Source organism: Sandaracinaceae bacterium (assembly GCA_016706685.1).
In the GTDB taxonomy this organism is placed as follows: domain Bacteria; phylum Myxococcota_A; class Polyangia; order Polyangiales; family Houyiibacteriaceae; genus JADJJE01.
The window spans coordinates 16,907-37,785 of record JADJJE010000053.1 but is presented as its reverse complement, the minus strand read 5'-3'; the positions used below and the strand labels follow the sequence as shown (position 1 = coordinate 37,785).

The window sequence follows — 20,879 nt, the reverse complement described above, 5'->3', positions numbered from 1 at the left end:
TGGCCACCCACCCGGCGGGGCCAGCGGGGCGCCGTGCTACTCGAGCGTCGGGGCCTTCAGCCCACGCAGGCGCGTGGCGCGGGCCACCTGCAGCAGGTTCGCGAGGCGCCCAGCCGCGCGTCCGCGCAGGCCCTCTGTGTCCAGCGCCTGGTCCGCCTCGCCCAGCTCGGTGCGCGCCAGGCTGGCCAGCACGTCCAGCGACTGGAGCGACCCGTGCTCGTCCAGCGGGCCCAGCTCGCGCAGCACCGGCTTGAGCAACCGCATGCGGTGGGCGATGCCCGTGGCGTCGTGCATGAGGCTGGGGGTGCTGCGGTTCCACGCGAGGCCCACGTCGCCCGGCCGTAGGAAACCGTCGAGGGCATGGGCCAGCTGCTCTCCGGGCAGCGCGTCATCGAAGTCCGCGCGCGTGAGCCCGATGGTGGCCAGCTCGGCGTCTCCCGGCAGGCCGGCGGCGGGGCGGATCATGGCCTCGAAGCGCTCACCCGTGGCGAAGCGCATGGCCACCAGCTGCAGCAGTGGGCCGGGCTTCGAAGGCCCCGCGGTGGCGGGCGGCACCGCCTCGGCATACAGCCCCACCAGCCGCTCGGCGTCCTCCGCCAGCCAGCGCGGCACGCCGCGATACAGGCGCTCGCGCCGCACGCGCTTCTGCCGCTTGGGCTCCCCCGCGCCCTTCGCCCTGGCGTGGTGCTCGATCTGGGTGTCCACCAGCGAGTCGAACGCGCTCAGCAGCCCCTCGAAGCCCTCCGTCTCGGGCTCCAGGATGCGCAGCGCCAGCAGCACGGACTCCAGCGTGGACACGAACTCGGGGCGCGGCTCGCGCCGAATGCGGTAGCGGCTGGGCGCCTCGGGCGACAGCTGAAAGTGCGGCATGCCAGCCAGCCACGGGTTCTGCCGGTAGAGCGCGCGCGCCTGGCTCCAGGTCCCGTCCAGCACCAACAGGTGCCGCGGCCGCTCGGCCGGCGTGGCCTGCTCGAGGTCGGTGGCGTCCGGGCTCGGGTACAGCAGCCCCGTGCCCTCCGGCAGCTGCATGGGCACGTGCAGGTCGCGGTCCCCCGTGAAGGCCACGATGACCTCGGAGTTCGAGAGGCCCAGCTCCACGAAGCGGGCCGTGCCGAGCGGGTGGGCGCGCTCACGCGGGTGCTGCAGCACGGACACCCCCACCCGGTTGGGAACGGCCGTGATCAGCCCGCACACGCACGTGGAGCGTGGCTTGAAGCAGCGGAAGCACGTCTCGCGGTGCTCGGCGGTCGGGGTCTCGGGCGTCTCGTGGGTCATGCGTGCCTCGGGGCGCCTGGTCTGTACTGGACGGTGCTGGCCTTCGCTATGCGCGCGTGCCTCCTGCCGGCGCGGTCGGCATCTCAGTCATCGCGGTCGAGGTACGCGTCCACGCGCCCCACGAGCCACTCCCTGCCGAGCGCCGAGTAGGAGCGCTGCATGGCTCGGGCGGCTGCCGCCCCGCGATCCCCGTCGAACGCCGTGAACTGATACACGTTGCGCGCCACGGCCAAGGCAGACGCCGGGAAGCCACGCGCGAGGAGGCCGTCGACCGTCAGGAGCTCGGCGTCGCGGTCGAAGGGCCGATCCATGGACACCAGGTCGGGATCGAACGCTGTGGACGGCGCCAGCACCCCGACGTCGTCGTTGCACTCCTCGAACGTCCAGCCGGCAGGCGCATCGGGAGTGACATCGCGGTCGGACCGCGCGCCTTCGGTCAGGCCCGGGAGTTCGTCGGGGACCTCGAGCGAGAGCGCGGCGGCCAGCTCGTCGACCGCGGCCGCCACGTCCCTCCGATGCTCGTCGATGAGGTCCTGCACACCGGGTGCGCTCCACGCCGCCGTGCGACCAGCCCAGTGCCGATTCACGGCGAGCAGGTGGCCGAGGCCCTGTGAGGCGTCGTCCCCGAGCCAGCGCGGCCCCCGATCATCCCCCGGCGCGTACGAGGCCATGCGGTGAGCGAGGCCGTCTGAATGGACCACCAGCCCGTACTGGAGTGCGTCGCCCCCGTTCCAAAAGATGGGGATGAATTCGAAGGGGTGACCCGGATACGCCAGCTCCTTGCCCACCGTCTGCCCGAAGCGGTTGGAGAGCGCGGGGTCGATGTCACCCGCGGCGCGCTCCAGCAGCTCGGCACGACGTTCGTCTCCCCCCATCCAGTCGATCAACCGGGCGAGGATCTCGGGTAGCTCGAAGCCCCAGGTCGGATGGCGCATGCGACGAGCGTCGCATGAATCAGTCAGTCCGGGCGCTCAGGGCGCGCGGTCGACCAACAGGCGGAACGCGCCCGACTCTCGTGCGGCGTAGCCGTCCACCACCACGAAGTACGTGCCGCGCTGGAGCTCGACCTCGAGGGCCGAGTGGCGCTCGTCCGCGTTGGGTCGCTCGTCCGCGGCGTCGTCGTTGCAGGCCACCTGGCCCTCGGGCGCCACCGAGCACGCGCTGCGGATGTGCACCACGCCGTCGAAGTCGGAGAACAGGTCCACCTTGAGGCGCGTGGGCCGTGTGATGACCAGTGTGTACACTCGGTCGGGCGAGGTGGCGCGGAGACCACAGGTGGCAACCAGGCCGTTCACGGCGTCTGCCGTGGTGCCCGTGACCTCCCGGCCCAGCGTGAGGCGCGCGGGGGAAGCGCAGCTGGCGGCCGTGTCCTGCGGGGTCGGCGCCGGCGCCGCGAGCTCGTCCAAGATCTCACAGGAAGACTCCTCCCCGAGCTCGCAGGACTCGGTGAGCAGTGTCTGCGCGCGCTCGACGTCGAGCGGGACGATGGCCCCTTCTGCGAATGATCGGCCGGCGAGGTGGCAACCCCATGCGTCGTGGAGAGCACACGCCCGCTCGAACAGCGTCATCGCGCGGCTCTCGTCCCGCGGGACGTCCGGGTGGTCCGTGAGCGCCCAGCCGAGCTCCGCGCAGGCAAAGCCCACGCTCGACTCGCAGGCGCGTTCGAGGAGCGCCATCGCGTGCTGCACGTTCGCCGCCACGCCCTCCCCGTGGAGGTAGGCGGCTCCCAAGTTGCCGCATCCGTAGGGCTCGCCATCGCGGCAGGCCCGCTCGTAGAACGTCACGGCGCGCGCGGGGTCCTGGGCTACGGCGTCCCCGTTGGCCAGCATGGCGCCATAGACCGTGCACGCCTCCGCGCTCCCCAGCTCACACCCGGCGGCGTAGAGCCGCGCCGCCTCGGCCAGGTCCAGCGCTACGCCGTCACCATCTTCATGGAGGGACCCGAGCCTGTTGCAGCCCTCGGCGTCCCCGGAGCTCGCATGCGCGCGCATAGAGTTCGGCCGCGTGATCGACGTCCACGGCCACGTTCACACCGGTCATGTAGGCGTCCCCAGCCCCGGTACACGCGGCGCCGTCGGCCTCGTGGCAGCGCTCCTCCGCCTCCACCACGTACATGCAGCGGTCGCCGCGCAGCTCCTGATAGCTCGTGCAGGCGGGCGGCGTGGCTTCGACCTGCGTCGTGGGCGGCGGGGGCGATGCAGCGCCACAGCCCGAGAGGGCGAGCGCGAGGAGTAGGGCACCGAGGGGCCGGGCGGGCGAGCCGTGCGTCGTCATGCCCCCATGAAGCCCGCTCCCGGTGCCGCTGACAAGGCGCATGGAGACCGCTTGGGCGAGGCCCTAGCCTGCGGGAGCGCTCGAGCATGGCGGGTGTACAGGGGCGAGTCGTGAGAAGCTCCCAGCATGCGTTTGTCCACGGTGCTCGGGCTGGCCTGCGTGAACGTGCTCTCTGGATCCGGGCTGGTGAGTGCCCAGGACGTGCCCCCTGCCAGCTCGTCGAGCGAGTGGCCCTCGTCCGTGCAGCACGCGTCCAGCATCCCCTTGCCAACACACACGCCACTCCGGGGTGACGTCACCTGCGACACCCCCGGTCCGGTCTGCGACCCCGCCATGCGTCACCCGCGGCGCCCCATCGTGTTGCTGGTCACGGCGGGAGACCCAGCGCGCCTCGAGCCCTTCGCGCGGGCGCTCGCCAGCACGTATGCCGTGGTCACGCCCGATCTGCGGCAAACCCTGCCGGAGGCCGTTTCCGCGCGCGTGCTCGAGGTCCTCGCGGACGTCCAGGCCCGCGACTTCGGCCCTTGCTGCACCGCCAACGTGCCCGTGGCTGCGGTCGTCTTCATGGCCGACATGGCGTGGCTGGGGCAGTCCATGCTCGGCACGGGCGGGTGTCACATGCACCCTGCGGCGCGCGTGGTGCTCGTCGCGCCTCGCGAGACCGTGGGGGAGACCATCGAGGCCTGTCGCCAGTTCAGCGATTTGGGTTCGCGCATGCCGATCGTGGTGGACCCCGAGGGAGGGGCGTGTGATCAGGCCGAGGATGTCGCGACGGGTGCGCTCGGCGCCGGACGTGTGCTCGAGGTGGACGTTCCGCCGCTGTGCACGGTGGACCCCACCGCGGCGGCCACGTGCCCGTGCAATGGCGCGCCCGCGAACGACCAGGCCTCGCTGGCGCGCGCGCTGGTCGCGGCGCTCGACCCTCGGTTCGTCGCGGAGGACAGCGCGGGGCGTGCCTTCTTCGACGCGAACCCGAGCGACGGGTACGGCTTCATCGAGCGCGTGCCGAGAGCTCCTGCGCGTGTGGGCTTCGCCTTCAACCTCACGATGGGTGGCGGCTTCTTCGTGCGCGACTCGGGCGCGGGACGCGAGTCGCACCCGAGCGGACCCGCGCTCACGTTCCGGCCCGAGGTCACCTTCGGGAGGGCGGAGCAGCGGGACGTGGGCTTCGGACTCTACGGCGAGATCGGCTCCACGGGCATCCTCGGGGCACAGGACTTTCTGTTGGGCGCAGGGGGTCACGTGGTGTTTCCCACTCGCGCGGACCGCGCCATCGTGCCCTCGTTCGGCGTGCATGGGCGCTTCGGTGGCGGGGGCCACGGCGTCACCGCCGGGCTGTACTTCGGGCACCGTGCCGTTGGCGGCCTCGAGTGGCCCGTCGGTATTCGTCTCGACGCCCGCATTGGCCTCTCGGGCCCGCGCGACCACGCGTTCACGTTGTCGTTTCAGGGGGAGCTGCTCGCGCCGCTGGCGCTCATCGCGATGGTGGGCGGCTGAACACGGGCCTCCGGAACTGCGCGCTTGCAGACGGGCCGCGGGAGCGGTCTCATCCCTCTCATGGCCGTTCCTTACTCCGATACCGTCGACGTGTGGATCATGGGCTTCGACCTGGCCCCCGAGGACGCCGCCGAGGGCATCGCTTGGGCGTTCGAGATGGACCTCGCGCGCGCCGTGGCGCTGGTGGCTTCGGTGCCCCGCCTGGTGCGACGCGGCGTCACGGCCGCCGAGGCGGCCGAGGCGGCCGAGGCGCTGGGGAGGGCAGGGGCCGACGTGGAGCTCTGCCCCGAGGGGATCTTGCCTGCGCGACTCGAGGCCGTCCCCGAGGCCGCCGCGACCAGCGCCAGCGCCGCGCGAGGCCCGCGGGTTCGGGTGAAGAAGGTCAGCGCCGCCGCGCCGGATGTGTCCGCCGCGCTGCTGGCCGACGAGCCTGCGTACGGCGAGGGCTCGTCGGCCTATGTGCCCTTGAAGCCCCCCGCGCCCAGCGGCCCCGCACGCCGTGCGGTCCCAGGGCCACTCGGCGTGGCGCCGCCGGTCGCCGTCAAACTCGAGGCGCCGGGTCACGATGCCTTCGATGACGAGCTCGAGCTCGGATCGCTGATCCCAGCGCCCATGCGCGCTCCGGCGCCCGCGTCGCTGCGTCCGCCCGGGATGCCCTCGAGCGCTCCGCCAGCTGCGCCCATCGCGGCTACGCCGCATTCGCACCCCACCGAAGACGACATCGAGGCGCTACAGACTGCCCTCGCCAGCCTGCCCAAGGTGAAGGCGCCCCAGAGAGCGTCTCCGCCCACGCGGGCCACGGAGCGGGCGGCCGGCTCGCCGCCGGTCGCAGCGCCGCCGGCCGCCTCGCCTCCGCGGCCCGGGCCCGAGCCCGCGGCGGGTCGGAACAAGTGGGTGGCCGCCCTCGGGGGGCTGGTGTTGGTGGGAGTCCTGCTCGCGCTGGGTCGCTCGATGTTTGCCGGAAGCACGCCCGACGACGTCCCCGCGGTGGCCACGGAGAACCCGGAGAACGGGCTCACCGACGCCCAGCTGCTCGCGTCCACGGCGGACTACGTCTCGGAGGACGCACGCACCTGGCTCGGTCTGGGTGAGCTCAATCACTTCGGCGACATGAGCCCTTCGGAGAGCCGCGCGTTCCTCGAGCGGCTCGGGTCCGCGGGCGCGCTCTCCGCCAACGTCGGCCTGCCCGCGGACGCGCCCGTCCGCGGGGGCATCCTGCTCTTGCAGCACTCGCCGCTGCACCGAGCGGCCCTGATCGAGGCCGCCACCGTGCATCCGACCGGCCGAGTGGTGCCGGCCGCCTGTGTGGAGGTCGGTCGGCGCTACATGCTCATCCGCTTCGACGGCTGTGACTGAGGGCACCTCGCTGGCGAGCGAGCGCGAGCACGTCTAGCGGCGCGCGCGGCCGGCCGGTTCGAGCGCATCGAGGAGGGCGGCGATGCCGAAGGGCTTCTGCATGAAGCGCAGGTGGCGCAGCTCGTCGGGGACGCGCTCGTCGGTGAAGCCCGACATGATGACGATGGGCATCTCGGGTCTCGTCATCAACATGCGGCGCGCAGCCTCGAGGCCTCCGAGCACGGGCATGGTCACGTCCAGCAGCACGATGGAATAGCGCTGGGGAGCTGCCTCGAAGAGAGCCAGCGCGGCGGCGCCGTCGACGCAGGTGTCCACCTCGTACCCCGCGTCGCAGAGCGCGAGCTCGACCACTTCGCGCACGACGGCCTCGTCGTCGGCGAGCAGGGCGCGTGCCGCGGTGGTGCTCCGCGCGGCGGTCGGGACCTCGACTGCCACCTCGTCGCTCGCCGCGCTCAGCGGAAGGTACACCTCGAAGGTGCTCCCGTGGTCCCGCTGGCTGGTGATGACGATGGCCCCGCCGTGGCTGCGCACGATTCCGTCCACCACCGCGAGCCCGAGGCCCCGCCCCGTCGACTTGGTGGTGAAGAAGGGGTCGAACACACGGGCGCGCGTGGCTTCGTCAATTCCGGAGCCGTTGTCCTCCACGCGCAAGACGGCATATCGGCCCGCCGCGAGTGCCTCGCCGCTGGCGGCCTCGACGGCCCCCATGCTGACCTCCGAAGGCTCGGCGGAGACCCTCACGACGCCCCCCGCAGGGCCCCAGCGCCTGCACACCGTTGGTGATGAGGTTCAGCACGATCTGCGTGAGCGCTCCCGGGTCGGCCAGGACCATGAGCTTCGCCTGGGAAACGCCCGCGACCTCCACGCGCGCGCCGCTCGGGGCAGATGACGCGCAGAGCCCTGCGATTTCCAGCACGCATCGGTTCAGATCCACCGGTTGCATCTTCACGGGCGAGCGCCCTGCGTAGACCAAGAGCTGGTTGGTCAGGTCGGCCGCCCGGCTCGCTGCGTCGCGGATGCCCTCCACGATGCGGTGCGCCGGCTCGGTGGGCGGGATGCGCGCCAGCGCGAGGTCGGCGCGCCCCAGGATGCCCACGAGCAGGTTGTTGAAGTCGTGCGCGATGCCGCCCGCCATCAGCCCCAGGCTCTCCAGTTTCTGCGCCTCGCGCGCGCGGTTCTCGAGCCCCACCTGGTGCGTGACATCCGTCACCATCGCCAGCGCGCCCTGATAGCCGCCGGCCGCGTCCAGCACCGGGTTGGTGTTCATCAGCGTGTGGACCACCGCTCCGTCGCGTCGCAGGAGGTCGAAGCGGTGCAGCTCCTTGAGCCCCGCCCGACGTCGCTCCATTCTCACCAGCGCCTGCTCGCGGCCGCTCTCGTCCATGAAGTCGAAGACCGGGCGCCCGAGCATGTCCGCCGGGTCATAGCCCAGCATGGTGGCCATCTGCGGGTTCACGAAGGTGGTGATCCCCTCGGCGTCGATCTTCCAGATCCCCTCGGCGCAGGTGCTCACGATCTCCCGGTAGCGCGCCTCGCTCTCTCGCAGCGCCACCTCGACGGCACGCCGCTCCAGCTCCGCGCCGGCTCGCGCGGCGAAGTGCGCCAGGATCTCATCCAGGTCGTCCACCGGCGCGCGCGGCTGGTCGTGCAGCGCCACCAGGAGTCCGAGGGGTGTACCGTCCCGCCCGCGGATGGGCACGCCGAAGTACGCCTCGATGCCCATGTCCACCAGCAGGGTGTCGCGTGGGAACGCTCGCTGAACGTTGGTGGGGTACTGACAGTAGTCCCCCCCGACCACGGCCGCGCAGGGGGTGTGCTCGAGATCGTAGCGAAAGTCGTCGATGAACCCTTCGCCGTTCCACATGGCGACCGAGACCACCTCCCGGGTACCGGGGGTCACCTCGCCCGCGAACGCGAAGCGCGTGCCGAGGACGTCGGCCATGGCCCGGACCAGCGCGCGAAAGAACTCGTCTCCCGTGGCCTTGGACGTGGCCACGTGGATGAGGCGAATGGCCTCGGCGACCCGGGTGGAGGTGGTGTGGTCCGGCATCGGTCGCCGCAGGATACCTCGATTCGGCGTGCTGCCCACCGGACCGGGAACGGCTAAGGTGCCGCGCGTGACGACCCCCCTCGACCCCGGCGCCCCGTCGCGTCGCGCGATCCTCGCTGCGCTCCTCGGCGTCTACCTCGCGTGGGGCGCCACCTACGTGGCCATCGCCATCGCCGTGCGCACGCTGCCCCCCGTTGCTGACGGGGGGGTGTCCGTTCTTCACCGCAGGCGCGCTGCTCTACGCTGTGATGCGCGTGCGCGGAGAGCGCCCACCCACGCCCGCGAGTGGCGCACCACGGCGATCATCGGCGTGCTCCTGCTCAGCGTCGGGAACGGGCTCGTCAGCCTGGTCGCACGCTCCGTGGCGTCTTCACTGATCGCGCTCATCATCGCGCTCACGCCGCTCTTCGTGTCGGCGTTCACGTTCATCATCTCGCGAGAGCGTCCCACCCCGCGCGCGCTCGTCGCGATGGCGCTCGGGCTGACCGGCGTCTTCGTGCTGGTCGGCACACCCGACCGCCGCTCGCTCGCGAGCATCGGCGAGATCACGATGATCCTCGGCGCCATCCTGTCGTGGTCCTTCGGCTCCGTGCTCGCGCGGCGGCTCCCGCTGCCATCTTCCTCGGCGATGTCGACGGCCGCGCAGATGCTCGCCGGCGGCAGCATCCTGATCGCGTCCGGTCTCTTGCGCGGGGAGCTCGGGCAAGCCGACCTCGCCACCGCGAGCTTCGAGTCGCTGCTCGCGCTGCTCTACCTCGTGTTCATCGGGAGCATCGTCGGCTTCGGCGCGTACGCCTTCCTGCTCAAACACACGCAGCCCTCCGTGGCCACGAGCTACGCCTACGTGAACCCGCTGATCGCGCTCGTGCTCGGACACACCCTCGCGCGCGAGCCCGTCGATGCGCGCACGCTGGTCGGCGCGGCCATCGTCGTCGCGGCCGTCATGCTGCTCCTGGTCGGTAACGCGAAGCGCGCATGAGTCCTGACGGCCTGCCGGCCGACAACGGATTCGTGATACCCATGGGCGACCATGAATGGAGCCACGACCGAGCTGGCTGACCTCGGGTTCCTCGTCGATGAACTGCAGCTGGAGCACGACGTCGCGCGCCGTGCCGAGTGCGCGCGTCAGGTCTACCTGCACGCGCATCGCGGCGCCGACCTCAGCCAGCACGTGGCGCGGCTGCTCACCGTCCAGTCGAGCGACCACATGACCATGCGGCAAACGGGCTGGGCGCTCGCGGTGCACGCGTACCGCACCGCGGACGCCGAGCTCGTCCGCACGCTCCTGACAGGACCCCATCGGCTCGCACTGCTGCAGCTCGATCACCGCGCCAAGGTCGAGCTGGGGCCCATCGCCGTACTGGCGGCCCACGCCGCCGAGGTGTCCGGCGCGGATCGACAGGTGGTGTTCACAGCGCTGAGCCGGCTCGGCTCGCACGGCGCCGACACGACACCGCTGATCCCGGTGCTGCTCGAGTCGCTGGCCGAAAAGCCTTCGGGTCGCGGTTTCAAGCGGGTGGATCTGGCGGCGGCCGCACGGCACGCGCTGGTGACACTGCTCCGCGAGCAGGGCGAGCACCGCGCGGCGCTGGTCGCTGAGCTGACCCGCCGCGCCGCTGGCAACGGTGTCCCCGCCAAGGCCGCTCGAGCCGTGCTCGACCTCGCGCCCAATGACTAGCGCCCGAACGCGGGGCGGGCGCCATGGTGTCGCGCGCTGCCCTGTGCCATCGTGGAGGTCCCCTTGTCCACGACCCTCGGCCACAACGTCATCGCGAACCTCGAGGTGGACGCCACCGTGTCGCCCGCCATCCGAGGCACGTTGATTGGGTCCTCCCTGCAGGCCATGCGCGAGCGCTCGCTGAACGACGACTACTTCGCCGTGCTGGAGCCGATGCATCACGAGGCCATCCGCACGCTGGTGCCACAGTCCTGGGTGGAGATGCCGCTGGCGTTGGCGCACTACCGCGCCATGGACACCCTCATCACCTCCAACGAAGAGGTCTTGGCCATCGGCCGCGCGGTGGGAGACCGGGTCCAGAAGAGCTACATCGCCACCCTCATCCGCGGGTTGAAGGCCACGGGGGCCGTCGACCCGGCGCGTGTGCTGGCGCGCGCGCCCAGCATCTCCGAGCGCATCTTCCGGGGCGGCGGCGTGAAGGTGCTGCGTGACGGGCCCAAGGACATCAGCGTGCACTTCATCGGCGTGCCGTTGTGTGCCGTGCGGTACTTCCGCTGGGGCTTCGGCGGCGTGGTGCAGGGCGGCCTCGAGCTCGTGGTGCGGCGCGTGTACGTCACCCCCCGGCAGACCTCGGAGACCAGCATGGCGCTGAAGGTCTCGTGGGTCTGAGTTGCTTATTCGCCAGGTGGTTAGTAGTGTCGGGGGATGGCGAACCCAACATCACTCTCGGGCAAGGTGGCCGTGGTCACCGGCGCAGCTTCTGGCATTGGGCGCGCCACCGCGGAGCTGCTCGTGGAGCTCGGCGCGAAGGTGCACCTGGTGGACATCAACGAGGCGCTGCTCGGCGAGACGGCTAGCGCGCTGCGGGCCGCCGGCGGAAGGGTCACCACCCATGTGGTGGACGTCGCCGATCCAGCCCAAATCGCAGCGCTGGCCGACGCGGTGTACACGGAGGACCAAGCGGTGGACCTGCTCCACAACAACGCGGGCATCGGCGTCGGCGGGCGCTTCGCGGACCTCACGCTCGAGGACATCCAGCGCACCATCAACATCAACCTGCTGGGCACCGCATACGGCATCCACTACTTCCTGCCGCGCATGAAGGCCCAGGGGCGCCCGGGCCACATCGTCAACACCGCGAGCGGCGCAGGGCTCTTCCCCATCCCGTTGCTCGGCACCTACTGCGCGGCCAAGCACGGGGTGGTCGCGCTGACCGAGGCGCTCGACGCCGAGCTGGCCGGCGAGTCCGTGAGCGTCTCGGTGGTGTGCCCTGGCGTCATCGACACGCCCATCCTGCGCAACTCCCCACAGCGCAGCGCCGTGATGGACGTGGCGCGCATCGACGCGCTGGCCAAGCGCTTCGCGGTCTCCCCCCGGGCCGTCGCGCTGGCCGTGGTGGACACGCTCCGCAGCAAGGAGGTGGTGGTCGTGGTCGCGCCGCTCTTCGTCACGCCCCAGTGGCTGGTGCACCGCCTCTCGCCGCGCCTGAGCCGCGTCACCAGCCGAGCCAGCACACGCTTCGCGGAGTGGATGGTCCGATGAGTCAGCCCGACCACCAAGTCGTCGTCATCGGCGGGGGCTTCTCCGGCATCGGCGCCACCATCCTGCTCGAGAAGGCCGGCTTCGACGATGTGCTGGTGCTCGAGATGGGCGAGGACATCGGCGGGGCATGGTTCCACAACACGTATCCGGGCGTTGCCGTGGACACCCCGTCGTTCGGGTACTCGTTCTCGTTCGAGCAGAACCCCAGCTGGTCGCGTGTCTTCGCGCCCGGCAAGGAGCTCAAGGCGTACGCCGACCACTGCGTCGATCGCTACGGGATCCGCCGCAAGATCCGCTTGCGCGCCAAGGTGGTCGCGGCCGACTTCGACGAGGCCCGGAACGTGTGGCGTCTGCAGCTCGAGGGTGGCGAGGTCATCACCGCGCGCTTCGTCATCGCCGCCACCGGCGTGTTCAGCAAGCCGAAGAGCCCGGCCATCGCTGGCCTCGAGAGCTTCGAGGGGCCCACCATCCACACGGCCACGTGGGACCACAGCGTGTCGCTCACGGGCAAGCGCGTGGCGGTCATCGGCACGGGCGCGAGCGCGGTGCAGGTGATCCCCGCCATCGCCCCTGAGGTGGCCCACCTCAGCGTGTTCCAGCGCACGGCCATCTGGATCCTCCCGAAGACGGACCCCGAGATCCCGCCGCACGTGCAGGCGCTCTTCGCGCGGTTGCCCGCCACGCAGCGGGTGGCGCGCTTTGCGGCGCTGGCCGCGAGCGAGACGCTGCTGGTGCTGGCCTTTCACTACGCCCGTGACTTGCCGGCGCTGCGCCGCTACCTCACGAACACGGGGCTCCAACACCTCGAGCGCCAGGTGAAGGACCCCGAGCTGCGCAAGCGGCTCACGCCCACCTACGACTTCGGCTGCAAGCGCCCGTCGGTGTCGAACCACTACCTCCGCGCGTTCACACGCGACAACGTGGACCTGGTCACGGATCCCATCGAGCGCATCACGCCACGCGGCGTGCAGACGCGCGACGGGGTGCTCCACGAAGCCGATGTGCTGGTGCTCGCCACGGGCTTCAAGGTCTTCGAGCCCGACAACGTGCCGCCGTATCCCACGCGTGGCGTGGGCGGGGTGGAGCTGGGCCGCTTCTGGGCCGAGCACCGCTCGCAGTCCTATCAAGGCGTGTCCGTGCCGGGCTACCCCAACCTGTTCAGCATCCTCGGGCCCTACGGGTGGAACGGCACCTCGTACTTCGCCCTGATCGAGACGCAGATGCGGCACATCGTGCGGCTGCTGCGCGAGGCCCGGAAGCGGGGCGCCACCTACGTGGACGTCCAGCCGCGCGCGAACGCCGACTACCACGCGTCCATGCTGAAGCGGCAGCAGCGCTCCGTGTGGTTCAACGCGGACTGCCAGACGTCCAACAGCTACTACTTCAACGCGGACGGCGACGTGGCGTTCCGACCCGTGACCAGCGCCGAGGCCTGGTGGCGCGCCGGGCACTTCCCGCTGCGTGACTACGCGTTCGAGGCATAGGCTCATCTGAGCCTTCACCTGGCCCGCCCAATGCGGCAAGATCCGCCCCATGATCACCCACGTCGTGCTCTTCAAGCTCAAGGACCGCAGCGAGGCCGCGGTCGAGATCACGCGCCAGGTGCTGCTCGCCATGCGCGGACACATCCCGGAGCTGCTGGACATCGAGGTCGGCGCCGACCAGCTGCACAGCGAGCGGTCCTATGACATCGCGCTCATCACGCACCACGAGTCGTGGGCGGCGCTCGACGCCTACCAGGTGCACCCCGTCCACCAGGGCGTGGGGGTGCACATGAAGCAGGTGGTGGAGCGCTCGGTCGCCGTGGACTACGAGACCTGATCAGCCCAGCCGCGTGATGGCGGCGCTCATCTGGTCGCGCTTCTCGGCCAGCTCGGCGGCGTCGCGCTTGGTCTGCTCCACCACCTCGGGCGGGGCGCCGCTCACGAACTTCTCGTTGGTGAGCTTCTTCTCGAGCACGCCCAAGTCCTTCTCGATCTTGCCCAGCTGGCGGCTCAGGCGCTCGCGCTCCTTCACGGGGTCGATCACGCCGGGCACCACACCGCGCATGCCGGGCAGCACGAACACGGCCGCCAGGGTGAAGTGCTCGTGCGGGTTGTCCACGCGCGCGGCGGTGTCTTGCGTGAGCGTGGCCCCGGCCAGCGCTTCAATGAGCGAGCGGGCGGCCTCGAGGGTGGCTGCGCGCGCCTTGTCCTCGGACACCCAGTGAATGGCGATGGGCTGCCGGCGGGGCAGGTCGTACTCGGCGCGAATGGAGCGCGCCGCCACGATGAACTCCTGCACCACGGTGAGCTCGGTCTCGGACGCCTCGTCGCGCAGGCCGTCACGGCCCGCCTCGGGGTAGCGCGCCAGCATGATGCTCTCGGTGGCGGCGGCGGCGTCGGCGCGTGGGACCCGTTGCCAGATGTCCTCCGTGATGAACGGCATCATGGGGTGCAGCGCGCGCAGCGTGGTCTCGAGCACGTGCAGCAGCACGGCGGCCGTCTCCTCGGCCAGCGCGCGGTCGTCACCGTCCAGCAGCGGCTTGCTCAGCTCCAGGTACCAGTCGCACAGCTCGTCCCACACGAAGTGGTAGAGCGCTTGGCTGCCCTCGTCCAAGCGGTAGGCCTCTATGCCCGCGTTGGCGGCGGCCAAGGCCACGTCCAAGCGCGACAGAATCCAGCGGTTGGGAAGCGCCGTGACCGCCGGGCGCACACCTCGGGCCCGCGCGTTGGGGTGCCGCGCGGCGCTTGCCGGCTGCCCCTCTTCACCGTCTTGGCCCTGCAGGCGCCCCAGCACGTAGCGCGCCGCGTTCCACAGCTTGTTGGCGAAGTTGCGGTAGCCCTCGATGCGCTTGATGGACAGCGCGATGCGGCGCGACTGCGGCGAGTAGCTCAGCAGCGTCATGCGCAGCGCGTCGGCGCCGTAGGCGTCGAAGCCGTCCGGATACGTTGTGCGGAGATAGTCCACGCCGTCTGCCGCAGCGCCCGACTTCTCGGCCTTCTCGATGAGCGCAGCGCCGCTCGTCCCGTGGATGACGTCCAGCGGGTCGATGACGTTGCCCTTCACCTTGCTCATCTTCTGGCCGCGCTCGTCGGTGACCAGGCCCGCCAGCAGCACGCGCGAGAAGGGCACCTCCCCCATGAAGTGGAGCCCCATCATGATCATGCGCGCCACCCAGAAGAACAGGATGTCGTACCCGGTCTCCATGTCCTGCGTGGGGTAGAAGCGCGCCAAGTCCGGCGTCTGGTTGGGCCAGCCCAGCGTGGAGAAGGGCCAGAGCGCCGAGCTGAACCAGGTGTCCAGCACGTCCGGGTCCTGCTCGATCTTGGTGCTGCCGCAGGCCGCACACGCCGTGAGGTCTTCGCGGCTCACGCTCATGTGTTCGCAGTCGGCGCAATACCAGGCCGGGATGCTGTGGCCCCACCAGAGCTGCCGCGAGATGCACCAGTCCTGGATGTTCCGCAGCCAGTGGAAGTACGTCTTGGTCCAGTCCTCCGGGAGGATGCGCACGCGCCCGTCTTCCACCGCCGTGATGGCGGGGCCGGCCAGCGGCTCCATCTTCACGAACCACTGCGTGGAGATCATGGGCTCCACGATGCTGCCGCTGCGCTGCGAGCGGGGCAGCGACATGACGTGCTTCTTCCAGCCGCGCACGAGGCCCAGCTCCTCGAGCTTGGCCTTCACGGCCTTGCGCGCGGCGAAGCGGTCGAGCCCCTCGAACGGCCCGCCGTTCTCGTTGAGCGTGCCGTCCTTGTTCAGGATGCTGATCTCTTCGAGCCCGTGGCGCTTGCCCGTGGCGAAGTCGTTCGGGTCGTGCGCGGGGGTGACCTTCACCACGCCGGTGCCGAACGCCGGGTCCACCAGCTCGGCGTCGCAGAGGATGGGGATGCGGCGCGCCACGAAGGGGTGCGTCACGAAGCGGCCGTGCAGCGCGGTGTAGCGCTCGTCCTCCGGGTGCACCGCCAGCGCGGTGTCGCCCAGCATGGTCTCGGGGCGCGTGGTGGACACGATGATCTCGGCCACGCCCGGTGGCGGCAGCGTCCGCGTCGTCCAGCTTGTAGGCGAAGTCGAAGAGCTCGCAGACGCCGAACTCCTCCGTGTACTTCACGTTCTCTTCGGTCTCCACCTCGAGGTCCGAGAGCACAGTCTGCGAGACCACGTCCCAGTTCACCAGGCGCGTGCCGCGGTAGATCAGGCCCTCTTCATAGAGCCGCACGAAGGCCTCGCGCACCGAGTGCGAGAGGTCGGGGTCCATGGTGAACTTGGTGCGCGACCAGTCACACGAGGCGCCCATCTTCCGCAGCTGGCCGAGGATGGTGTCGCCCGACTCCTTGCGCCACTCCCATACGCGCTCGATGAACTTCTCGCGGCCCAGGTCGTGCCGCGTGAGGCCCTCGGCCTTGAGCTTGCGCTCCACCACCACCTGCGTGGCGATGCCGGCGTGGTCGGTGCCCGGGATCCACAGCGCGTTCTTGCCCTGCATGCGCTCGTAGCGCGTGAGCAGGTCCTCGAACGTGGTGCGGCACGCGTGCCCCATGTGCAGCGTGCCCGTCACGTTGGGCGGCGGGATGGCGATGGTGTACGTCGGGCGCGTGTCCTCGGGCGCGTTGCTGGCCTGGAAGAAGCCCTGCTTCTCCCACCAGGCATACCAGCGGTCCTCCGCGCTCGCGGGGACGTACAGCTTGGGCATCTCGGCGTCACTCATGGCGTGACTTGTGCGACGGACGCTGCGCGTCGTCAACAAGTACCCGCCGGGACGCAGCCTGCCTGGGCGAAGGCCACCCAGGCGGCCGGATCACTCCGCCGTGAGGCGCTTGATCTCTTCCTTGATGAGCGTCTCGGCCAGCTCGGGGACCACTTCCCAGACCACCTGCTCGATGACCTCGCGGGAGAGGGCGAGCACACCGGCCACCTGGTCAGCGCTGAGCCCCAGGCCCGCCAGCTTGCTGGCCAGGTCGCTGCTGGGTGCGGTCACGCGGGCAGCCGGGGCCCCTGCGCTGGGAGCCGGGGCCGGCATGGCCGTGAGCGTGGTGGACGAGGGCGAGCGCGCCGGCGCGGGGCCAGCGGCGTGGCCCACAGCGGCGGTGGGTCCACCGCCATCGAAGGCGACGGTGCTTCGGGGAGGGCGCACGGCGGAGGCGGCTGCGGCGGCTGGCGCGGCGGCCACCGGGGCGGGGGCAGCGGCGGCCACGGGAGCGGCTGGGGCGGCGGGCTGAGCAGCGCGTGGCTGGGGCGGCACGGGCGGCTTGGGGGCGGCGGCGGCAGCGACGGGTGCGGCGGCCACGGGAGCGGGTGCGGCGGCCACGGGGGCCGGAGCGGCAGCGACCGGGGCGGGCGCAGCGGCGGCGACGGACGGGGCGGCGTTGCGACGGGCGGCAGCGACGGCGTTGGCCTTCTCGATGACCACCTTGCTGTCGAAGGGCTTCAGGATGTGGTCGTCCACGCCACAGGCCTTGCCCTTGGCGTCGTCGTACGGGTGGTGCTGGCTGGCCATCACGATGACGGCGGTCTTGGCGAGCGAGGGCTCGGCGCGGATGGCGCGAGCCACCTCGTAGCCGTCCACTCCGCTCATGGATGCGTCGGCGAAGACGAGGTCGGGGACCGCGGCTTTGGCCTTCGTGACGGCATCGTCACCGTTCGTCACGGTGAGCACCTCCGCGTCTTCCCCCGCAAAGGTCATCTTCATGATGGTGCGCATCGTCGCGCTGTCGTCGACCGCCAAGATCTTCAGAGCCACAGTTGCTCTCCTAACGCCCCGTATTTCGAGGTGAAATTACGTGCCCCTTGGTATCGCGAGATGTGTGCCAAGGTCAAGAAAGTCGAGGAAGCAAATGGGGACGCCCCAAATGGGGGTGTCAACGGAGGGTGATCCCCAGGTCGCGGGCCGCCCGCTCCACGGCCGTGTGCGGCTCGCTCAGGCTCCGGGTGGCGTCGAAGGTGCGCTGCAGAAAGCCCCGTGCCCGGTCGGTGTCCCCCGCTTGCACCAGCAGCCGCGCGAGGGCTGCCGCGGCCTCCCCGTCGCGCGGATCGTAGCGCAGCGTGTGCACGTAGTGCCGCATGGCCAGGCCCAGGTTCAGCCCCTCGTTGGCTTCCTCGGCCAGCTTGCGTTCGTAGGCGGCCACACGGATGCGGCCGGCGGTCCAGGCCTCGGCCAGCTCGCTCACGCGCTGCGCCGGGGCGCCTTGGGTGACGGCACACTCGAGCGCGCGGAAGGCCGCGTCCGGCTCCTCGAGCGCCTCTTCGTCGGCGCCCACGGCCAGCAAGAGCGCGGGGCAGCCTCCCTCGGTGAACGCGCGGGCGGCGCTCTCGAGCGCGTCGTCGTCGGTGCTCCGCAGCAGCTGGGCGGCTCGCAGCGCGCCGTCGCACAGCGCAGGCTCCCCCACGCCAAGGCACGCGGCTAGCGCGTGGCTCGCGTTGTAGGGCGCCACCTGCCGGCGCTGCGCGTGCCGCAAGAGGTCGCGGTCCATGCCCTCCACGTGGCGCAGGTAGTCCAGCCGGTCCACGGCGTCGCGGTTCTGGCTGGCGGCATAGCCCCGCAGCGCAGAGCGCAGGTCCCCGCGCAGCTCGGCCAGCGTGCCCTGCACCATCAGCAGGTCGGACGCGTGCAGCGTGGCGTCGGGCAGCGACTGCTCGGCGCGTGTCAGCGACCGCCGCCGGTTTCGCACGTGCTCCGCACGGAAGAGGAACGCATCCGGCAGCAACGTGCGCGGCAGCGCGTCGATGGAGCTGCGGCTCAGCCAGGGGATGCCCACCAGCGCCTGGTCGAGGGCCAGCTCATCCAGCTCCGAGTAGAACTCGAGGCGCGCCAGCGCGAATTCCAGCGTGGGCCGGTCGTCGTGGATGACGGGCGCTCCGTCTGCGAAGCGGCGCGAGCCCGCGGTGTCCAGCTCCACCACGCTCACCAGCTCCACCAGCGTGCCCAGCTCCACCGCCGAGAGCGTGTCTTGCAGCGGGCGGTTCGCGTCCAGGCGGTCGATGGTGGTCTGCCCGAAGGCCAGCGGCGCATCGCCCGCCACCATGATGAAGCTCGAGTCCTCCGCCACGTAGCAGTGCACGTGGTCGAACACGGCCAGCAACGTGGCCACCACGCTGCGCAGGCTGGGGATGTCCATGCGGAACAGGTTCACCCACTGCACCAGCACGCCGCCCGGCCGCAGGCTGTGCTGCACCTCACGGAAGAACTCTTCGGTGTAGAGCGCGCTCGAGCCCGCCAGCCAGGGGTGGCTGGGCTGCGACACCACGGCGTCGTAGGTGCCCGCGGGCGCCAGCAGCAGCTGCGCGCGTGCGTCGTCGAAGGTGGGGTGGACGCGCTCGTCGTCCAGCGGGAAGGGCTTGTCGAAGTTGGCGTGCATGATGCGCGCGGCGTCGATGACCGCCTCTTCCAGCTCCACCACGTCCACGCGCTGGAACGGCCCCGCCAGCAGCATGGTGGTGGTGTGCCCACCGCCGAAGCCAATGGCCATGGCGCGCTCCGGGGTCGCGGCCAGCAGCGAGGGCAGCGCCCCCAGCAGCGCCAGCTCGCTGCCGAAGCCCGGGTTGCCCGGCGAGAAGCCCGACTCCGGGCGCCCGTCGTTGAACAGCCGATAGCTGCTGCCGTCGCGCGTGAGGAGCGTGACGGTGGTGTTGCGGCCCTCGCGCATGAAGCGGACCGTGTCGTTGCAGTGCCCCTCGATGCACACCGCCTCGCCGTCGCAGGTGCCGTTCTGGCAGGGCTCGCCACGCTCCGGCCCGCTCACCGCGGTGGCGTTCCCGTCGTGCCAGGCGTCCAGCAGCCAGGCCAGCTGGAGAGAGGGCCGCAGCGCCACGATGCACAGCACGGCCAGCACCGGCACCAGCGCGCCGAACACGCGCCGCGGCGGGCGCGTCCCCGAGAGCGCCAGGGCCAGCGAGGCGAGCAGGGCGTGCAGCCCAATCACCAGGTAGAGCGCGCGCTCCACGCCGATGGCCGGCACCAGCACGAAGCCCGCCAAGAGCGACCCCAGCAGCCCCCCCAGCGTGTTGAACGCCAGCACGCGCCCCGCGTGGCCTGCGGCGTGCGCGGAGTCGTCGCGCACCATCTGCCACGCGAGCGGGATGCTGGTGCCCAGCACCAGCGCGAGCGGCAGCAGCAGCAGCGACGACACGATCATCAGCACGCTGACCTCGTGCGGGATGGTGACGGGCGCGCCGTGCAGCATCACGATCAGGCGCGGCAGCTGCGGCACCGCCGCGATGGCGAAGCCCGTGAGCAGCGCCAGCGCCAGCTGACAGAGCCCGAAGACGCGAAGCGGGGAGCGCCCACCGCGCACCAGCCGGTCGGCCAGCAGCGCCCCCACGCCGATGCCCAGCAGGTAGTTCACCAGCATGGCCGCGAACGCCTGCGTGGTGCCCTGCACGATGGTGCGCAGCACGCGTGTCCAGAGCACCTCGCTGGCGAGCGAGGCCAGGCCAGCGCCCCCGGCCAGCGTGGCGGCCACGAAGGCGCGCGTGGGCAGCGAGAAGGCCAGCGAGCCGTCGTCGGGGGCCAGCTCGCTGGTGGCGTGCTCGAGCGCGAACGGGTCCAGGTTCACGTGCCCGGGCGTCCAGCGCGCATGCGCACGGCGGGCAATCATGACGATCGCCGCGGCCACCAGGCTGGCCAGCGCCGCCGCGACGAGCGACAGCCGCGCGCCCAGCTCGGGCAGCAGGTAGAAGCCGCTGGCCCCGGCCCCGAAGACGGCACCGAGCGTGTTGGTGGCGTAGAGCCAAGTGGCCTCGGAGCCCCAGCCCAACTTGGCCGACGCGTTGGCCGTGGCGCGCTCGGTGCCCCACTCGCTGGTAGCGCGCACCAGGATGGGCAGCGTGGCGCCCATGGCGATGGTGGGTGGCAGCAGCACGGGCAGGCACAGCAGGAAGCGGATGAGCGTGAGCAGCCCGAAGCTCTGGCCGGCGCCCACCAAGGCGTACACGCGGTGCAGCTCGGGCAGGGCCCACAGCGAGCCGAAGGCCCACACCGCCACGCCCACCTCCAGCAGCGCGTAGGTCCGCGCCGGTGAGCGCACGCGCAGCGCCAGCCGCCCGCCCAGCGCCGAGCCGATGCCCAACCCCAGGAAGAAGCACGCCAGCACGGTGGCGATGGCCAGGTCGCCCACGCCGAAGACGCGGTGCAGCATGCGCGCCCAAACGGACTCGTACACGAGCGCGGCAGCGCCCGAGCAGAACAGGGCGGGGTAGAGGGCAAGGCGAACGCTCACGGCCGGGGCACGA

The 20,879-nt window shown here is 71.2% G+C and carries 16 protein-coding genes and 1 pseudogene; 8 read left to right on the top strand and 9 right to left on the bottom strand.

Annotation, left to right across the window (positions count from 1 at the left end; genetic code table 11):
- Positions 1 to 36 precede the first annotated feature (36 nt).
- From IPI43_32065 to IPI43_32050, 4 genes are all read right to left on the bottom strand, one after another.
- On the bottom strand, positions 37 to 1,275 hold the full coding sequence (locus tag IPI43_32065) for a DTW domain-containing protein (protein ID MBK7778699.1): 1,239 nt from the start codon (positions 1,273 to 1,275) through the stop codon (positions 37 to 39).
- Positions 1,276 to 1,358: 83 nt separating this feature from the next.
- Positions 1,359 to 2,210, bottom strand: a complete 852-nt coding sequence (locus IPI43_32060) for a hypothetical protein (GenBank protein ID MBK7778698.1) — start codon at positions 2,208 to 2,210, stop codon at positions 1,359 to 1,361.
- 36 nt (positions 2,211 to 2,246) lie between these two features.
- Positions 2,247 to 3,266 carry a sel1 repeat family protein gene (locus tag IPI43_32055; protein MBK7778697.1) on the bottom strand — a complete coding sequence of 340 codons (1,020 nt, stop codon included), beginning with the start codon at positions 3,264 to 3,266 and terminating at the stop codon, positions 2,247 to 2,249.
- On the bottom strand, positions 3,205 to 3,549 hold the full coding sequence (locus IPI43_32050) for an SEL1-like repeat protein (GenBank protein MBK7778696.1): 345 nt from the start codon (positions 3,547 to 3,549) through the stop codon (positions 3,205 to 3,207). Before IPI43_32050 ends, IPI43_32055 begins: the two co-directional genes overlap by 62 nt.
- A gap of 126 nt (positions 3,550 to 3,675) precedes the next feature.
- Between IPI43_32050 and IPI43_32045 the strand changes: the two genes are divergently transcribed.
- Positions 3,676 to 5,046, top strand: coding sequence for a hypothetical protein (locus IPI43_32045; GenBank protein MBK7778695.1), 1,371 nt, complete (start codon positions 3,676 to 3,678; stop codon positions 5,044 to 5,046).
- Between the two features lie 60 nt (positions 5,047 to 5,106).
- The gene (locus tag IPI43_32040) at positions 5,107 to 6,402 is read left to right on the top strand and encodes a hypothetical protein (GenBank protein ID MBK7778694.1); all 1,296 of its coding nucleotides are present in this window, start codon (positions 5,107 to 5,109) and stop codon (positions 6,400 to 6,402) included.
- Positions 6,403 to 6,435: 33 nt separating this feature from the next.
- On the opposite strand, the gene IPI43_32035 is transcribed toward IPI43_32040, so the two are convergent.
- Both IPI43_32035 and IPI43_32030 read right to left on the bottom strand, forming a co-directional pair.
- Positions 6,436 to 7,047, bottom strand: coding sequence for a response regulator (locus tag IPI43_32035; protein MBK7778693.1), 612 nt, complete (start codon positions 7,045 to 7,047; stop codon positions 6,436 to 6,438).
- Entirely contained in the window at positions 7,022 to 8,452 is a 1,431-nt protein-coding gene (locus IPI43_32030; GenBank protein ID MBK7778692.1) for a PAS domain S-box protein, read from the bottom strand. The genes IPI43_32035 and IPI43_32030 overlap by 26 nt, the downstream gene beginning before the upstream one ends.
- On the opposite strand from IPI43_32030, the gene IPI43_32025 reads away from it, so the two are divergent.
- From IPI43_32025 to IPI43_32000, 6 genes are all read left to right on the top strand, one after another.
- The gene (locus tag IPI43_32025) at positions 8,412 to 9,431 is read left to right on the top strand and encodes an EamA family transporter (protein ID MBK7778691.1); all 1,020 of its coding nucleotides are present in this window, start codon (positions 8,412 to 8,414) and stop codon (positions 9,429 to 9,431) included. The two genes, IPI43_32030 and IPI43_32025, sit on opposite strands and share 41 nt — an antisense overlap.
- 51 nt (positions 9,432 to 9,482) lie before the next feature.
- Positions 9,483 to 10,130 carry a hypothetical protein gene (locus IPI43_32020; protein MBK7778690.1) on the top strand — a complete coding sequence of 216 codons (648 nt, stop codon included), beginning with the start codon at positions 9,483 to 9,485 and terminating at the stop codon, positions 10,128 to 10,130.
- Between the two features lie 63 nt (positions 10,131 to 10,193).
- The gene (locus IPI43_32015) at positions 10,194 to 10,799 is read left to right on the top strand and encodes a hypothetical protein (GenBank protein MBK7778689.1); all 606 of its coding nucleotides are present in this window, start codon (positions 10,194 to 10,196) and stop codon (positions 10,797 to 10,799) included.
- Positions 10,800 to 10,835: 36 nt separating this feature from the next.
- The gene (locus IPI43_32010; GenBank protein ID MBK7778688.1) at positions 10,836 to 11,672 is read left to right on the top strand and encodes an SDR family NAD(P)-dependent oxidoreductase; all 837 of its coding nucleotides are present in this window, start codon (positions 10,836 to 10,838) and stop codon (positions 11,670 to 11,672) included.
- On the top strand, positions 11,669 to 13,156 hold the full coding sequence (locus IPI43_32005) for an NAD(P)/FAD-dependent oxidoreductase (GenBank protein MBK7778687.1): 1,488 nt from the start codon (positions 11,669 to 11,671) through the stop codon (positions 13,154 to 13,156). Before IPI43_32010 ends, IPI43_32005 begins: the two co-directional genes overlap by 4 nt.
- A 49-nt stretch (positions 13,157 to 13,205) precedes the next feature.
- On the top strand, positions 13,206 to 13,493 hold the full coding sequence (locus IPI43_32000) for a Dabb family protein (protein ID MBK7778686.1): 288 nt from the start codon (positions 13,206 to 13,208) through the stop codon (positions 13,491 to 13,493).
- Here IPI43_32000 and IPI43_31995 read toward each other — a convergent pair.
- From IPI43_31995 to IPI43_31985, 3 genes and pseudogenes are all read right to left on the bottom strand, one after another.
- Positions 13,494 to 16,359: pseudogene (locus IPI43_31995) on the bottom strand (valine--tRNA ligase).
- A gap of 90 nt (positions 16,360 to 16,449) precedes the next feature.
- Positions 16,450 to 17,391, bottom strand: coding sequence for a response regulator (locus IPI43_31990; GenBank protein MBK7778685.1), 942 nt, complete (start codon positions 17,389 to 17,391; stop codon positions 16,450 to 16,452).
- Between the two features lie 118 nt (positions 17,392 to 17,509).
- The gene (locus IPI43_31985) at positions 17,510 to 20,866 is read right to left on the bottom strand and encodes a fused MFS/spermidine synthase (GenBank protein MBK7778684.1); all 3,357 of its coding nucleotides are present in this window, start codon (positions 20,864 to 20,866) and stop codon (positions 17,510 to 17,512) included.
- Positions 20,867 to 20,879: the final 13 nt, after the last annotated feature.

Excerpts from the sequence above, each read along its gene's own strand:
- IPI43_32065 (MBK7778699.1), bottom strand. The coding sequence starts at position 1,275 with ATGACCCACGAGACGCCCGAGACCCCGACCGCCGAGCACCGCGAGACG.
- IPI43_32060 (MBK7778698.1), bottom strand. The coding sequence starts at position 2,210 with ATGCGCCATCCGACCTGGGGCTTCGAGCTACCCGAGATCCTCGCCCGG.
- IPI43_32055 (MBK7778697.1), bottom strand. The coding sequence starts at position 3,266 with ATGCGCGCGCATGCGAGCTCCGGGGACGCCGAGGGCTGCAACAGGCTC.
- IPI43_32050 (MBK7778696.1), bottom strand. The coding sequence starts at position 3,549 with ATGACGACGCACGGCTCGCCCGCCCGGCCCCTCGGTGCCCTACTCCTC.
- IPI43_32045 (MBK7778695.1), top strand. The coding sequence starts at position 3,676 with ATGCGTTTGTCCACGGTGCTCGGGCTGGCCTGCGTGAACGTGCTCTCT.
- IPI43_32040 (MBK7778694.1), top strand. The coding sequence starts at position 5,107 with ATGGCCGTTCCTTACTCCGATACCGTCGACGTGTGGATCATGGGCTTC.
- IPI43_32025 (MBK7778691.1), top strand. The coding sequence starts at position 8,412 with ATGGCCTCGGCGACCCGGGTGGAGGTGGTGTGGTCCGGCATCGGTCGC.
- IPI43_32030 (MBK7778692.1), bottom strand. The coding sequence starts at position 8,452 with ATGCCGGACCACACCACCTCCACCCGGGTCGCCGAGGCCATTCGCCTC.
- IPI43_32020 (MBK7778690.1), top strand. The coding sequence starts at position 9,483 with ATGAATGGAGCCACGACCGAGCTGGCTGACCTCGGGTTCCTCGTCGAT.
- IPI43_32010 (MBK7778688.1), top strand. The coding sequence starts at position 10,836 with ATGGCGAACCCAACATCACTCTCGGGCAAGGTGGCCGTGGTCACCGGC.
- IPI43_32005 (MBK7778687.1), top strand. The coding sequence starts at position 11,669 with ATGAGTCAGCCCGACCACCAAGTCGTCGTCATCGGCGGGGGCTTCTCC.
- IPI43_32000 (MBK7778686.1), top strand. The coding sequence starts at position 13,206 with ATGATCACCCACGTCGTGCTCTTCAAGCTCAAGGACCGCAGCGAGGCC.